The organism is Citrobacter sp. MGH104 (genome assembly GCF_001034485.1).
Taxonomy (GTDB): domain Bacteria; phylum Pseudomonadota; class Gammaproteobacteria; order Enterobacterales; family Enterobacteriaceae; genus Citrobacter; species Citrobacter freundii.
On record NZ_KQ089818.1, the window covers coordinates 759,883 to 774,426 of the forward strand.

The following is a 14,544-nucleotide window of genomic DNA, read 5'->3' on the forward strand; positions in this document are numbered from 1 at the left end:
TGTTAAACATAGACACCAGACACACACCAGCCCTGATATTAAATATCGGTAATAGAGGTATATATCGTGAAAGGTTTAATTGGCGTACTTGGTGGTATGGGACCTGCTGCAACCGTCGATCTTTTTAATAAATTCGTCACCTTTACCGCAGCGCAACGCGATCAGGAACATATCCCATTAATTATTTCATCCATCCCTGATATTCCAGATCGAACTGATGCGTTAATGCATCATGGTCATTCCCCACTTCCGGCAATGCGTGATTATATGCATAAACTGGAAGATGCTGGTGCGGAGTGTATTGTGATCCCCTGTAATACTGCCCACTTTTGGTTTAATGAATTAAAAGAGTGCTGTCATACAGAGTTACTCAGTATCGTTGAAACCACCATGGATGAAGTCAAAAACTGCGGAAAATCACGTATCGGTTTACTTGCTACCAACGCCACCCTTTACATGGGACTCTACCAAAAAGGCATAGAATCTCTTGGCTTAACCTGTGTCAGCCCTGATTCATCCGGTCAGGAAAAAGTCATGGATAGTATTTATTGCTTAAAAGCCGGCGATCTTAAGCGGGCACAAACGCTGATGAATGAACAGGCTGAAATGCTCTTTTCACGCGGTGCAGAAGTCATTGTACTGGGATGTACTGAAGTCCCCGTCATTCTTGCCAACGCAGTCAAAAACTCACCAGATAAATATATTGACTCAACCGGTTCATTAGTACGCGCCGGTATTAAATGGTACGAAAAGCGGGTTGGCAAACATCATCTTCTGGCGCAATAACAGCCGTCACCAGTTTAATAAAGCATTAAACAAACACTTATTTTAATAACAAATTATTCTCTGGCGGAGGCCATTATGGTTTGGTTAGAAATTATCGTCGTGTTGGGTGCAATATTTTTTGGTATCCGCCTCGGCGGAATAGGTATCGGTTTATGCGGCGGGCTGGGGCTGGCTATTTTAACGTTGGGATTTGATCTACAAATTGGTTCGCCCCCCGTTGACGTTATTCTCATTATTATGACAGTTGTCGTGGCAGCATCGGCGCTACAGGCCGCCGGAGGTATGGATTATCTGGTTCGCGTAGCCGGTAATTTCATGCGGCGTAATCCTAAATATATCAATATTATTGCACCGATTATCACCTGGTCGATGACCATTATGGCCGGAACAGGGTTCATTGTATTTTCTACCCTACCGGTGATTGCCGAAGTCGCCAAAGAGTCCGGTATCCGCCCTTCTCGTACGCTCGCCGGCTCCGTGGTCGCCTCTCAGGTGGCGATATCCGGTTCACCGATCAGTGCCGCAATGGCGGCGATGCTGACCATTATGGAAGGCAACGGAGTTACCTTTATCCAGGTTATGGCGGTATGTCTGCCAGCTTCGTTTGTTGCTGCGATGGCCGCCGCTTTTATCGCCTCACGTCAGGGATGCGAGCTACAAGATGATGAAGTCTATCTTGAACGCCTGCAAAAAGGGTTGGTGCGTAAATATGAAGGGCAAAACAGCACTGTACCGGGTGCCAAACTCTCAGTCGCCCTGTTCATGTTGGCAACGGTCGTCATCGTTATTCTTGCCGCCTGCCCGCAGCTACGCCCCGGATTTGATGCCGGCAACCCAATGAATACCCGGGATATCATCATTATTTGTATGTTATCTGCCGCTTGCCTGATGGTGGTGTTATGCAAAACATCAACCGATGCTATTGTCCTGACCTCCACATTTCGAGCAGGGATGAGTTCACTGGCCGTCATTCTCGGGATTGTTACATTGGGAACGACCTTCATTGATGCCCACTTAGCGGAGATTAAGGATATCGCAGGCGATATTCTAAGGGCTTATCCGATGCTGTTGGCGCTGGTGCTGTTTGGTACCTGCGCACTTCTCTACTCGCAAGGCGCCACAACGCCGCTGATTATCCCTCTGGCCGTTGCACTTGGCGTACCTACATGGGCGATTCTGGCCTCCTATGTGGCGGTAACCGGGGTGTTTGTTCTACCAACATACCCGACTTCGCTGGCAGCAATGGAGTTCGACACCACAGGGACAACACGCGTGGGCAAGTATGTCTTAAACCATCCGTTTATGCTGCCAGGACTGGGTGGGATCATTGCTGGCGTGGCCTTTGGTTTTATCATCGCGCCAATGATTGCCTGAACCGTTTTACATATCTATCTTCAGGCAGCAGTTAATCGATAAAAAAAGGGGCAGAGAAATCTCTGCCCCTGATGTCAGCATTAAATCATGCCGCTTTTGCCACAACCTCATCTTCCGGGCGCTTCAGCACCGCGTAGGAGAGACTGGCTACCAGCGTACCGGCAATAATGGCCAGCAGGTAGCCCAGTACCGGCGTAATTGCGCCTGGAATTAACAGGACGAAAAGCCCGCCGTGTGGCGCCATCAGTTTCGCACCCACTGCCATCGAGATAGCACCGGTAATCGCACCACCAACGATACAGCAAGGCAGAACGCGCATCGGGTCACGTGCAGCGAATGGAATAGCCCCTTCGGTGATAAAACACAGGCCCAGTACCAGCGCTGCTTTGCCGCCTTCCTGCTGCGCTTTGTCGAACTTACGGCGCGCAACCAGCGTTGCCAAACCCAGAGCCAGCGGGGGAACCATACCTGCCGCCATGATGGCCGCCATCGGCGCATAAGTTTGCGTACTCAGCAGACCCACACCGAAAGCATACGCCGCCTTGTTAACCGGACCACCCATATCGGTACACATCATGCCGCCAAGAATCGCTCCAAGCAGCACCGCATTCGCCGTACCCATGGTTTGCAGCCAGTGGGTCAGACCTTCCAGAATGCCAGCCACCGGTTTGCCGATCAGGTAAATCATGGCCAGACCAACCACCAGGCTTGAGAACAGCGGAATGATCAGGATCGGTTTCAGCGCTTCCATACTCTGCGGGAGTTTCAACTTCGTGCTGATAAGCTTCGCCACATAACCGGCAAGGAAACCAGCAATAATCCCGCCAATAAAGCCGGAACCGGTGCTCACCGCCAGCATACCGCCGATAAGACCCGGCGTCAGACCAGGACGGTCAGCGATGGAAAACGCGATATAACCTGCCAAAACCGGCACCATCAGCGCAAAAGCTGAACCACCGCCAATCTGCATCAGCGCCGCCGCCAGCGTACCCTGCTCTTTAAACGCTTCGATACCAAAAGCGAACGAGAGTGCAATACACAGACCGCCAGCAACCACCATCGGCAGCATGTAAGAGACGCCCGTCAGCAGGTGACGATATGCCCCCGCGCTCTCTTTCTTACTTTCGGTTGCTGAAGTCTGCGCTTTACCGGTTGGCTGGTACGGGGTTGCTTCTTCCAGCGCTTTGTCCAGCTCCTGCTTGGTTTTCTTCAACGCAAGACCCGTAGAGGTGCGGTACATCGGTTTGCCGGCAAACTTCGCCAGATCAACTTCAATGTCAGCTGCCACAATCACCAGATCAGCCTGAGCCACTTCTTCCGGCGTAATGGCATTGCCTGCGCCAACAGAACCTCGAGTTTCGACCTTCACCCACCAGCCACGTTTTTTCGCTTCTGTTTCAATCGCTTCAGCAGCCATAAACGTATGAGCAACGCCGGTCGGACACGCCGTCACTGCCACCACGCGTTTTGGACCACTGCTGGCCACAGGTGCTGTTGCAACCGGGGCACTGTAAGGTTTTGCATGGCCCTTCGCTTCGCTGAGGAACAGTTCAGGGTGCGCAACCGCACGACCAATGTCACCCAGCCAGACTTTTTTGCCGTTCAGCGAACTGTCGGCAGGAAGCGTATCGCCCAGAACAATTGCCAGTTCGGCATCATTCGGATTATCAATAATTTCCAGATGTGCTTTCTGTGCCGCCGCTCCAAGCAGGGTTTTCGCCATGTAAGCGCGAGCCTGGCCGAGATTAGCGTCAATAATCAGCAGCGTTTTCATTATGCCTCTCCTGCTGTCAGTTAAACGGTTTTAAGTCGACACGCGCCATCATTGCGGCCAACTGAGGACGATCGGTAATGCCTACATTACTTTGGCTTACTGCCAGGGCGGCAACAGCCGTCGCCAGACGCAGGGTATGTTCACTGGACTCACGCATCAGCAGGCCGTAAATCAGACCGCCAACCATTGAATCACCCGCGCCGACGGTGCTGACCACCTCAACTGACGGCGGTTTAGCAATCCATTCACCTGAAGCGTTAACCCACAGCGCACCTTCCGCGCCTAGTGAAATCACCACATGAGCAATACCCTGCTCGCGCAGCGCATGCGCCGCATCAATCACATCTTTCATTTCCGGCAGTTTGCGGCCTGCCCAGATTTCCAGCTCACGACGGTTTGGTTTCACCAGCCACGGTGCCGCTTTCAGACCCGCCACCAACGCTTCACGACTACTATCAAAGATAATGCAAGGACACTGACTGCGCAGGCGCGTCATCCAGTCGGTGAAGGCTTCCGGGCTCACGCCGGTCGGCAAACTGCCGCTGACGCACACCATGTCGAACTGGCCCAGCCAGCTCAGCGAGTCATTCACAAAGCGTTCCCAGTCAGCCGGGGTGACTTCAAAGCCGGAGAAATTAAAGTCAGATACTTCACCGTCTTTTTCGGTCAGTTTGACGTTGATACGGGTACGCCCTTGTACAACCTGAAAACGGTTGGCAATACCCAGTTCGCTGAACAACTGCTGAAAACCATCCTGGTTGTCTTTACCCAGGAAGCCGCCCACAGTGACATCGATACCTAAGTCCTTCAAAACCTTAGCGACGTTAATTCCTTTCCCTGCCGCGTGCAGACCGGTGGTTTTAACCAGGTTCACTTCACCACGTTCAATTTCCGGGCAAAAACCCACCAGGTCGTAAGCCGGGTTAAGGGTGATAGTCGCAACACGTCTGCTCATTACGCGCCCTCCCCCAGACCTGCCGCGATGGCTTCTCCAATCGCCTTCAGCGCCTGTTCAGCATCTTCGCCCTGTGCGGTAAAGCGCAGGTGATGTCCTTTTTTCACACCTAATGCCACAACTTTCATCAGACTGCGTCCATTCGCCGGTTTGCCGGTTCCATCAAGATTTGTCACGGTAATTTCACTGTTAAATTGTTTAATCGTATTCACCAGCATGGTGCCCGGGCGGGCATGTAAACCATGCTCATTGCGCACAATAAATTCGGCGCTCAGTACATCATCAGTTAAGGCGTCATCGCTGGTCAGCAGCGCCAGCACCGTTGCCGCATCGGCTTTCAACAAACGGTCAGCTTTATTATCCAGCAGCAGATCGCCAAGGCGCTTCAGCACGGCAACCGGTTGATCGTCATTCATGGCGACGGTCACCAGCAGGGCTCCCGCTTCACCTTCTACATCGAACGTTGTTGCTGCACGGCTGACCGCAACAGCGCTACGCACGTTGCCTTCAGCACAATCATTCAGCCAGATCCCCTGACCGAGATTCATCGGCTGCTCATTGATTGCTCTGGCCACAAAGGTGGCGTCAACCGCACCGACTTCTTTCAGTCGTGCCGCGTTGAGTGCCTGCAGCGTCACCAGCGAGTTGGCCACGACATCCAGCGACAGCGTTTCGTTATCAAGCTTCAGCTGTTCGCTTTGCTTTTCGCCCATCAGCAGCGCACGCAGTTCTTCCGCCGTGGTCGCAGATTTCAGCTGTTCAGCGACGGAGTCATCGCTCAGCACGTGTGTCAGCTGACGCAGTAAACCGAGATGTTCATCAGAGCTTGCGGCTATGCCGATTGCCACATAAGCAACCTGCCCTTCGCCCCAGGTCACGCCCTGCGGAAACTGAAAAACCTGCACACCGGTTTTCAGCACCTGATCGCGCGTGTCCGTCGTACCGTGCGGAATCGCAATACCGTTGCCGAGGAACGTGGACGTCTGTTGTTCGCGCGCCAGCATGCCATCGACGTAGCCTTCCGCGACGTTACCCGCCTGCACTAAGGCAGCGGCAACCTGGCGAATAGCCTCTTCTTTATTCCCGGCCTGTTCGCCCGGGTGAATATCCTGAACAGATAACTGGAACATGGTTCTCCTCTCCCGCTGATTTGAAACGATTCAGCTAACATGAGAAAAAAGGCGTCACCTGACTCCATCAGTTATGGCGAGATGACGCTGAAACGTTTCAAGAAGTCTTGCTCTTTTTTCTTCAGCACACAAGTAAAGTTGACAAATTACTTGCTGAATTTAGAGATAACGCACATTTTCTCTGCGAAGGAGAAAAAACTGCTGACGGAAAAACGGCGTCAGCTTGTCAGATTCAGCAACGTCAGCAAACAGCATTCTTTGACTGAAATGCTATTTTGATTTTTGATGCCGATTTTGATTTGGCTCCCTGTTTATTTTCTGACAAGCGGCGTAAACTCCGCGTCTCTTCACATCATTGATATCAAAACATGCATAACACCCCCGTAGCCGCCACACCCAAGGCGTTTGATTTAACGTCTTCGGCGTTCCTGCTTGTCGCATTTCTGACGGGTATCGCCGGTGCGTTGCAGACGCCAACGCTTAGCCTATTTCTGACGGATGAAGTCCATGCCCGTCCCGGCATGGTCGGGTTCTTTTTTACCGGCAGCGCCGTGATCGGCATTTTGGTGAGTCAGTTTCTGGCCGGGCGCTCGGATAAAAAAGGCGATCGCAAAAACCTGATTGTGTTTTGCTGCGTGCTGGGGATGCTGGCCTGCGTGCTGTTCGCCTGGAACCGTAACTATTTTATTCTGCTGTTTATCGGGGTATTCCTCAGCAGCTTTGGATCGACTGCCAACCCGCAAATGTTCGCTCTCGCCCGTGAACACGCCGACCGCACAGGTCGGGAAGCCGTCATGTTCAGCTCAATATTACGTGCGCAGGTTTCGCTGGCCTGGGTAATTGGCCCACCGCTGGCCTACGCGCTGGCCATGGGGTTCAGCTTTACGGTGATGTATCTCAGCGCAGCGGTGGCGTTTGTTGTCTGCGGCGTAATGGTCTGGTTATTTTTACCTTCGATGAGTAAAAACGTGCCGCTCGCAACAGGCGCAGTTGAGGCCCCACGCCGCAATCGACGCGACACGCTGCTGCTGTTTGTTATCTGCACATTAATGTGGGGCACTAATAGTCTCTATATCATTAATATGCCGCTGTTTATCATCAACGAACTGCATCTGCCGGAAAAACTGGCTGGCATCATGATGGGTACCGCAGCCGGACTGGAAATCCCGACCATGTTGATTGCTGGCTATTTTGCAAAGCGTCTGGGCAAACGTCTGTTGATGAGAATTGCTGTCGTCGCCGGGTTCTTCTTTTATGCCGGTATGCTGCTGGCTCACTCTCCGGCGATATTACTTGGCTTACAGCTGCTGAACGCGATTTACATCGGCATCCTCGGCGGAATTGGCATGCTCTATTTCCAGGATCTGATGCCAGGACAGGCAGGCTCAGCAACGACCCTGTATACGAATACCATTCGCGTGGGCTGGATTATTGCCGGATCGCTGGCGGGGATTGCCGCTGAAATCTGGAACTATCACGCGGTGTTCTGGTTTGCGCTGGTGATGATCGTCGCCACCGTCGTGTGCCTTGCGCGCATCAAGGACGTTTAAGGCGCGGTCAGCGCTTCAAGCTCGATGAGATAAACCATGGCATGGTGCGTCGTCTGTCCGCACATTTCCGCACTGGGCTGTAAACCGCCACACACTTTTGGTCGTAGCGGCGAAGCAAAAATTTTGCAACGCAGGGATTCATCCAGCTGAACGCATGGCGTATTAGCAGGTTTGCCATCAGGCATGCCAGGGATGGGACTGGAGATTGAAGGCGCGGTGCAGCATGCACCACAATCCGGACGGCATTCCATACAGTACTCTCTTTAGCGTAAACCATCGGATTGTGCGGGAAGCGCACAGTACCACCTTTTTGGCACCAGCAAAAGCATGAATTCCGCTTGCCTGAATGCCCCGGCGCGAGTAGTTTTACGCGATATTTTAGACACTCCTCACTACAGGATTTTTTCGATGCCAAGAGCGAACGAAATTAAAAAAGGTATGGTACTAAACTACAACGGCAAGCTGCTGATTGTAAAAGATATCGATATTCAATCACCATCCGCACGTGGTGCAGCTACTCTGTACAAAATGCGTTTTTCTGATGTGCGTACCGGTCTGAAAGTTGAAGAACGCTTCAAAGGCGACGATATCGTGGATACCGTCACCCTGAGCCGCCGCGGGGTTGATTTCTCCTACGTCGATGGCAACGAATACATCTTTATGGATAAAGAAGACTATACCCCGTATACCTTCACCAAAGACCAGATTGAAGAAGAGCTGCTGTTCATGCCGGAAGGCGGTATGCCGGATATGCAGGTACTGACCTGGGACGGCCAACTGCTGGCGCTTGAACTGCCGCAGACCGTAGACCTGGAAATCGTTGAAACCTCACCGGGTATTAAAGGTGCTTCAGCGAGTGCGCGCAACAAGCCAGCAACCCTGAGCACCGGTCTGGTGATCCAGGTTCCTGAGTATCTTAGTGCGGGTGAAAAAATCCGTATTCATATCGAAGAACGTCGCTATATGGGCCGCGCAGATTAATTTTCTACCGCTCGCTGACGACAAGGGACAGCGCAGGCTGTCCCTTTGTCATTTTCAGCGCTGACTGCTGAAATAAAAATCATCCATCAGCAGCGACTCCAGATACTGTTCATCCTCTTGCATAAAACGCACTATCAGATTAACCGCCTGAGGATAAAACCCCTCGTTATCCCGCACCAGACAAGCGTCGCGAAATAACGGTGCCCAGCACAGAATATGATGATGCAAAAAGTAATACTGCGCGGAGAATTTCTCCTCTTTAGCAACCATCCTCGCCATTAATGCCAACTGTACGGCAATATGATCGGAGGGTTCATTCTCCCGAGCCGCCAGCCCTTGCTCAACCAGCAGCACATTCATTTGCAGACGTTCTTCTGCCGCCGTCGTGTGTGGATAGTGCCCCGCATAGGGAGAAACACTAGCCGGCGGGGCCAGCAGAAACAACGAGGCAAAATCTGCGGCCAACTCAAGCTGTCGGGAGTCGCGCCGCAGAACCCGGCCCAGGCTACGCTCAAAACGTTTAACATTGGCAGATAATCCGGGGATCGCCTCGAGTGAGGCAATCCATGCCTGGCTATTGCCATTTTCCAGACTGGCGAGCTGTTTTTCATCCAGCTCACGAAATAACAGTTGCGAAAACCACTGGTACACAGCCGCCCGCTGCTGATGAATTTGATTATGCTGCACTGGTCCCCTCCTCTTTCACAATCTGCGGACCACCGAAAGCCGTCACCTGCGGGGCTTTCTGCTGATAACGCTCGACCTCCACCAGCACGGTATGTGCTGAAGGCCCCTGGGCCAGCTGTGAAGTACCGATATCCGCACTCAGCACGTTCGGGTCGCCATAGGTGCATAATGTCCCGGCTTTCCCCCCTTCCTGCGGGGAGTACCACGCGCCTTCATGAATACGGACCACGCCAGGGGTAAAATCCGGACTGATTACCACGCCAGCCAGTACCTGACCACGAGCGTTAAAAACGCGGGCGATATCACCGGCTTTTAAGCCACGAGTGGTGGCATCCTGTTCGCTGATATAAAGCGGCTCTCTTCCGGCAACTGCATAGGTGTTGCGAAACGCCTCGCTTGAGCACAACTGGGAATGTAGACGTTTATCCGGATGGCAGGATTGCAAATGCAGCGGGTATTTATCTTTTTTGCCGCTATGGGTACGCTCAAAGGGTTCCATCCACACCGGATGCCCCGGACAATCCTCATAGGCAAAACCCGCGATGGTTTTGCTGTAGATTTCAATAAGACCTGACGGCGTACCCAGCGGATTCAGGTCTGGCTGCTCACGAAACTCGCCGTGACGTACCCACGGCTGACCCGGCGGATATTCAATATATCCGTCACCCTGCCAGAACGTTGTGAAGTCCGGTAAGGTAACACCGAGCGACGCCCCCATCTTCACACCTTCGTCATAAAGCGCCTGTATCCACTGCATTTCATTCCGGTTTTCACGGTACACCGCTTCCTTATCAAATCGCTTACACAGCCCGGCAAAGATGTCAAAATCATGCCGCGCTTCGTATTGCGGTTTAACAATCTGATGCAGCGCCATCAGCCCTTTATTCGAATGCGTGCCGAACTGCTCAATATCGTTACGTTCAAAACGGGTGGTCACAGGCAGAACGATATCGGCAAAACGGCACGACGCGGTCCATTGGTGATCTAACACCACCACGGTTTCCAGCTTTTTCCACGCGTCGATCATGCGGTTCCTGTCCTGCTGGGCGTGGAATGGATTGGCCGCACTGTAGATCGCCACTTTGATGTCAGGATACGTTAACGTCTCACCGTTGAAGGCAATCTTGTTGCCTGGCGCAAGCAGGCAGTCAACGATACGCGAAGTGGGGATATGCTCCGATGCGCCACGAAAATCCGCTTTGTACTTCGCCTGCGGGGGATTAGTAATACTCCCCAGCCCGGAGAGCACTGGCCCGGTCGATGTTACCGTCCCACCCCCGTTATAGTGCCAGCCAAATCCGACCCCGCCGCCGGGCAAACCAATTTGACCGACCATACTGGCCAGTACCACCAGCATCCACGGATACTGCTCACCGTGGTGCATGCGTTGTACGCACCAACCGCCCATAAACTGTGTCCTGCCTTTCACCAACAGGCGGGCGAAGTCTCGGATCTGCTCTGCTGTCAGCCCGCAGATTTCAGCCGCCCATTCGGCATTTTTCGGCTGCTTATCACTCTCGCCCAGCAGGTACGGTAAAAACTGTTCAAAGCCGACGGTGTAATCGGTAATAAACGCCGTGTCGTACAGTTTTTCTTCGTACAGGGTATGCGCCAGTGCCAGCATTAACGCGACATCGGTTTGTGGCCGCAATGCCAATTGCTCGCAGCCAAGATAGTTTTGAGATTTGCTACGCACTGGATCAACGCTGATAACGCGCATCTTATTCTGCGCTACCGCCTCTTTAATCTGCTGCCAGTAGCCAAATGCATCGTGATCGGGAACCAAAAACTCGATCTGCAAGTTCTTGATCGGATCGCAACCCCACAACACGATGGTATTGCTGTTTTGAATCACCAGTGGGAGTGACGTCTGCTGCTCATAAACTTCCAGTGAACCAATCACATGCGGTAAAATGACCTGGGCCGCTGCCGCAGAATAGTCGCCGACAGTTGTCACATAGGTACCATGCAGGCCAAGTCCCCGGTCCATCGCCCCGCCCGCTTTATGGTATTTGCCTACCATTTGCCAGTCAGCAAGCCCGGTAAATACGCCTGATGAACCATAGGTTTTTTGCACCCGCTCCAGCTCTTCGTAAAACAAATCCAGCGCCTGATCCCAACTGACCCGTACAAAACGGTTATCTCCGCGCTGGCTGTGATCCGACTTCTCACGTTTAAGCAGCCAGTCCAGACGCACCATCGGGTAGCGCACCCGCGACGGGTTGTAGACCACTTCACGCACCGCGTTCAGCATATCGCAGGGATATTTGTCATGTTTGAACGGACGGGTTTCGGTCCACTCACCGTTGACCACTTTGGCTTCAAAAGCGCCATAGTGCGAACCTGATTGAATCCACTGTTCGGGATTTTCCCCCGCTGCCCACACTTTTGATATCAGCGGATTAGGCGCCAGTGCGCTGGCAGCACCCACCGCCAACATACCGCTGAGAAAACGGCGGCGGGACGGATTAAAGTCATGAATATCCATACATTATCCTTACTTTTTGTTGGTGTCAGACACATCGCTGGCGTGGGTCTGGAGGTATTTCAACAACGTACGTTCCTCCACCGGATTAAGTCGGTAATAGGTCGACATGGCTTTCAATCCAGCGATCCAGCCATTAGCGGTATATCGGGTCGTAGGAGGAGTGCTATGACAGGCGCTACAGGTGGATTGCAGCATTTGATCTGAGTACTCCCAGATTGGCGCAAGTGTGCTGATAAAGTCCTGATCGGTGGTCCAGGCGGTGACGCTCACCTGCTGCCATTCCTGATGTGAATCAGGATCGACCTGGGTTTGTAGCACTTTTACGTTCGCCATCAGGGGCTCATCGAGCACGGCGGAGAAAACGCGTTTCCCCATATACTGGGTGATCACCCGTCCACGCCCTTTGCTTTCACGCCAGCCCGTAATTTCGAGCTGGACGTTACTGCCTTCTTTTTTCAGCACCTTGGCCTCGGTGGCGGGAAATAACAGCGCCTTCCCTGCCGGACTTTCTGCCGTTGCCGCCAATGATTTTTCGCTTAATGAGAACAGTGTGGACGCATCCGTTGGCGTATCTCCCTGACGCTGTAGCTGCTTAAAGCGATCGCGAAAACCGCTGCTCATATCGGGTTTGTGATGGGCTATTCCTTTGTGGCAATCGATACAGTTACTGTCTTTTGCTGCCGCCGCGCTCATTTGCGCCGCCGCATTTGCCGATTGCTTGCCATGATCCATTGCCTCATAGCTATGGCAGGATTTACACGCCGCTGAATTATTCGCGCTCATGCGCGCCCACTCCCGTTGGGCCAGCTCCGAGCGTTTGGCAGCAAACTTTTCCGGAGTGTCGATAGAAGGAGAAATAAAGGTGTGATAGAGATCGTTTAAGGCTTCAGTTTTACGAATAAGCGTTGGAACAACGCCCGGTGGAATATGACAATCCTTACACTCAGCCCGCACGCCAGACGCGTTGCGAAAATGCACGCTGGTTTTATATTCCTCTCCAGCCGTGCGCATCGAGTGACACGATAAACAAAATTCGGTGGTACTGGTGTAATGAACGCCTTGCCACGTTCCCCAAATAGCCAAGGCCATTACTAACGCCCCGACGAATGCGCACCACAATGCGCTCTTTCTTATCCACGACATGCTTACCTCCATTTTTTAATAGCGACACGCTAAGGGATAATAAAAATCAAAAATAGAGACAGCGAACGCAGATTATAGGAACAGCATCCACTCTATGAGGTGAGTCAAATAGCAAAGATCAGAAATTCGTAATATAGTGACCATCTGTAAATAAGGAATTTCTTATGCTAACACTGACGCTCAATAGAGAAAGCCGTACTCCGCTGCAACTGCAGATATTTCAATTTTATTTCCAGGCAATTCAGCAGGGTGATTTGCTTTGTGGAGACAAACTCCCCTCTATTCGTGAGCAGGCTCAGGTATTGCACGTTGCTAAAATAACGGTAGTGATGGCCTATGATAAGCTGATGGCGGCTGGGTTAATCAAGAGCCGACACGGCATTGGCTATGAAGTGATATTCACCACGCCTGTACGTATAACCCCAACTCATGTGCCCGTAACCCAAGGCTCCCCACCGGTAAAACCTAAAGCTGCCGGGGTCTCTACCGATGTTTACGCCGAGCCTGGACGAGAGTGCTACTGCCGGATGGGCGTCCCCGACCCCAACGCTTTTCCCTGGTCAAGCTGGCGGAAATGGAATAATGCTCCAAGCATACTTAAAGAACAATTATTTACCCGGTACCATTCACCAAATGGATTATTTTCACTACGTGAGCAACTGGTCAGATACCTTAATTTATCCCGCGGAATTAATACCCGAGCAGAGAACATCATCATTACCAACGGGATTCAGGAAGGATTATCACTGCTCAGCCAAATATTTATTATTCATCATGCTGTCAGTCAGCAAAAAAAGTGCCATATTGTGACCGAATCCCCTTGTTATTCTGGCGCATGGCATCTTTTTAATTATTACGGTGCAGACATTACGTCAATTGCCGTAGATAACCACGGGCTGCAAACAGATAATTTACCCGAGTATGAAACCCAGCTTTGTTATGTTACTCCAGCGCATCAGTATCCGATGGGAAGTGTGCTTTCGCTGGAGCGCCGTCAGTCATTATTAACGTGGGCGCAACGCGTCGGCGCTTACATCATTGAAGACGATTACGATGCCGTTTTTACCTATGGGGACAATCCCCTTCCCGCGCTGAAAGCCATGGATTATCACAACCGGGTTATCTATATGGGGACATTTTCTAAAACGCTGGGGCCAGGCGCACGGCTTGGCTATCTTATTTGCCCTGATGAACTGCTTCCGGCGGTACAGAATATGAAAGCGCTCAATAACAACGGCAGTCAGTGGTTGTTGCAGCAATTTTTAGCCGAACTGATGCAAAATCAGGTTTTTTATACGCATATCAGCAAGCTGGCCTGCAGCTATGCGACGCGCCTCACTCTGTTACGCGATGGCCTGTCCACTCTGTTTCCCGAAGGGAAAATCGCTGGTGCAACGGCAGGTCTGCACCTCTCGTTACGCATTGCCAGACATACCGAATTCATCGTCAGGTTGCAACAAAGTTGTATGTTGGCTGGGATCCGTTTCGACACTCTGCCGGATATAGAAAATGGATCAGAAGCAGCATGGCGCAAAGAAAACAGCGATGCTGTTATGTTTTTTGGATTTGGTGGATTGCAGATACAGCAGATCAATAAAGTGCTGACAGTGCTGGAGCAGGCGCTCGCGCAGCCTTGATGAACAACAGGGATTGCACCTGTAGCGCAATCCCTGTTG

The 14,544-nt window shown here is 52.0% G+C and carries 12 protein-coding genes; 5 read left to right on the top strand and 7 right to left on the bottom strand.

Features of this window, described 5'->3' with window-relative positions:
• The first annotated feature begins 66 nt into the window (after positions 1-66).
• Both SK34_RS03625 and SK34_RS03630 read left to right on the top strand, forming a co-directional pair.
• Positions 67-786, top strand: coding sequence for a cysteate racemase (locus SK34_RS03625; RefSeq protein ID WP_003840089.1), 720 nt, complete (start codon positions 67-69; stop codon positions 784-786).
• Between the two features lie 75 nt (positions 787-861).
• On the top strand, positions 862-2,160 hold the full coding sequence (locus SK34_RS03630) for an anaerobic C4-dicarboxylate transporter (protein ID WP_003845167.1): 1,299 nt from the start codon (positions 862-864) through the stop codon (positions 2,158-2,160).
• An 85-nt stretch (positions 2,161-2,245) separates the two neighbouring features.
• Here SK34_RS03630 and fruA read toward each other — a convergent pair whose 3' ends face one another.
• From fruA to fruB, 3 genes are read right to left on the bottom strand one after another with little or no spacing between them, the layout of a single operon-like run.
• Positions 2,246-3,934, bottom strand: a complete 1,689-nt coding sequence (gene fruA, locus SK34_RS03635; RefSeq protein ID WP_048232395.1) for a PTS fructose transporter subunit IIBC — start codon at positions 3,932-3,934, stop codon at positions 2,246-2,248.
• Positions 3,935-3,950: 16 nt separating this feature from the next.
• Positions 3,951-4,889 (bottom strand): 1-phosphofructokinase, encoded by a 939-nt coding sequence (gene fruK, locus SK34_RS03640; RefSeq protein WP_003027446.1) that lies wholly within the window; start codon positions 4,887-4,889, stop codon positions 3,951-3,953.
• Complete coding sequence (gene fruB / locus SK34_RS03645) at positions 4,889-6,019, bottom strand: fused PTS fructose transporter subunit IIA/HPr protein (RefSeq protein WP_048232397.1); 1,131 nt, start codon at positions 6,017-6,019, stop codon at positions 4,889-4,891. The genes fruK and fruB overlap by 1 nt, the downstream gene beginning before the upstream one ends.
• A 368-nt stretch (positions 6,020-6,387) precedes the next feature.
• On the opposite strand from fruB, the gene setB reads away from it, so the two are divergent.
• Positions 6,388-7,569, top strand: coding sequence for a sugar efflux transporter SetB (setB, locus tag SK34_RS03655; protein ID WP_016150664.1), 1,182 nt, complete (start codon positions 6,388-6,390; stop codon positions 7,567-7,569).
• On the opposite strand, the gene SK34_RS03660 is transcribed toward setB, so the two are convergent.
• A complete protein-coding gene (locus tag SK34_RS03660; RefSeq protein WP_003840078.1) occupies positions 7,566-7,820 on the bottom strand; it encodes a YkgJ family cysteine cluster protein in 255 nt (84 codons plus the stop codon). The genes setB and SK34_RS03660 overlap by 4 nt on opposite strands.
• 157 nt (positions 7,821-7,977) lie before the next feature.
• Here SK34_RS03660 and yeiP point away from each other — a divergent pair, with 157 nt between their 5' ends.
• Positions 7,978-8,550, top strand: a complete 573-nt coding sequence (yeiP, locus tag SK34_RS03665; protein ID WP_003027452.1) for an elongation factor P-like protein YeiP — start codon at positions 7,978-7,980, stop codon at positions 8,548-8,550.
• 54 nt (positions 8,551-8,604) lie between these two features.
• Here the strand turns inward: yeiP and torD are convergent, their stop codons facing one another.
• Genes torD through torC form a run of 3 tightly spaced genes read right to left on the bottom strand, consistent with a single transcriptional unit; the run spans position 8,605 to position 12,868 of the window.
• Positions 8,605-9,237 (bottom strand): molecular chaperone TorD, encoded by a 633-nt coding sequence (gene torD / locus SK34_RS03670; protein ID WP_003840076.1) that lies wholly within the window; start codon positions 9,235-9,237, stop codon positions 8,605-8,607.
• The gene (gene torA / locus SK34_RS03675) at positions 9,227-11,725 is read right to left on the bottom strand and encodes a trimethylamine-N-oxide reductase TorA (protein ID WP_048232399.1); all 2,499 of its coding nucleotides are present in this window, start codon (positions 11,723-11,725) and stop codon (positions 9,227-9,229) included. The genes torD and torA overlap by 11 nt, the downstream gene beginning before the upstream one ends.
• A gap of 9 nt (positions 11,726-11,734) precedes the next feature.
• Entirely contained in the window at positions 11,735-12,868 is a 1,134-nt protein-coding gene (gene torC, locus SK34_RS03680; protein WP_048232400.1) for a pentaheme c-type cytochrome TorC, read from the bottom strand.
• A gap of 164 nt (positions 12,869-13,032) precedes the next feature.
• On the opposite strand from torC, the gene pdxR reads away from it, so the two are divergent.
• A complete protein-coding gene (pdxR, locus tag SK34_RS03685; RefSeq protein WP_048232402.1) occupies positions 13,033-14,505 on the top strand; it encodes a MocR-like pyridoxine biosynthesis transcription factor PdxR in 1,473 nt (490 codons plus the stop codon).
• Positions 14,506-14,544: the final 39 nt, after the last annotated feature.

Excerpts from the sequence above, each read along its gene's own strand:
- SK34_RS03630 (WP_003845167.1), top strand. The coding sequence starts at position 862 with ATGGTTTGGTTAGAAATTATCGTCGTGTTGGGTGCAATATTTTTTGGT.
- fruA (WP_048232395.1), bottom strand. The coding sequence starts at position 3,934 with ATGAAAACGCTGCTGATTATTGACGCTAATCTCGGCCAGGCTCGCGCT.
- fruK (WP_003027446.1), bottom strand. The coding sequence starts at position 4,889 with ATGAGCAGACGTGTTGCGACTATCACCCTTAACCCGGCTTACGACCTG.
- fruB (WP_048232397.1), bottom strand. The coding sequence starts at position 6,019 with ATGTTCCAGTTATCTGTTCAGGATATTCACCCGGGCGAACAGGCCGGG.
- setB (WP_016150664.1), top strand. The coding sequence starts at position 6,388 with ATGCATAACACCCCCGTAGCCGCCACACCCAAGGCGTTTGATTTAACG.
- SK34_RS03660 (WP_003840078.1), bottom strand. The coding sequence starts at position 7,820 with ATGGAATGCCGTCCGGATTGTGGTGCATGCTGCACCGCGCCTTCAATC.
- yeiP (WP_003027452.1), top strand. The coding sequence starts at position 7,978 with ATGCCAAGAGCGAACGAAATTAAAAAAGGTATGGTACTAAACTACAAC.
- torA (WP_048232399.1), bottom strand. The coding sequence starts at position 11,725 with ATGGATATTCATGACTTTAATCCGTCCCGCCGCCGTTTTCTCAGCGGT.
- torC (WP_048232400.1), bottom strand. The coding sequence starts at position 12,868 with ATGTCGTGGATAAGAAAGAGCGCATTGTGGTGCGCATTCGTCGGGGCG.
- pdxR (WP_048232402.1), top strand. The coding sequence starts at position 13,033 with ATGCTAACACTGACGCTCAATAGAGAAAGCCGTACTCCGCTGCAACTG.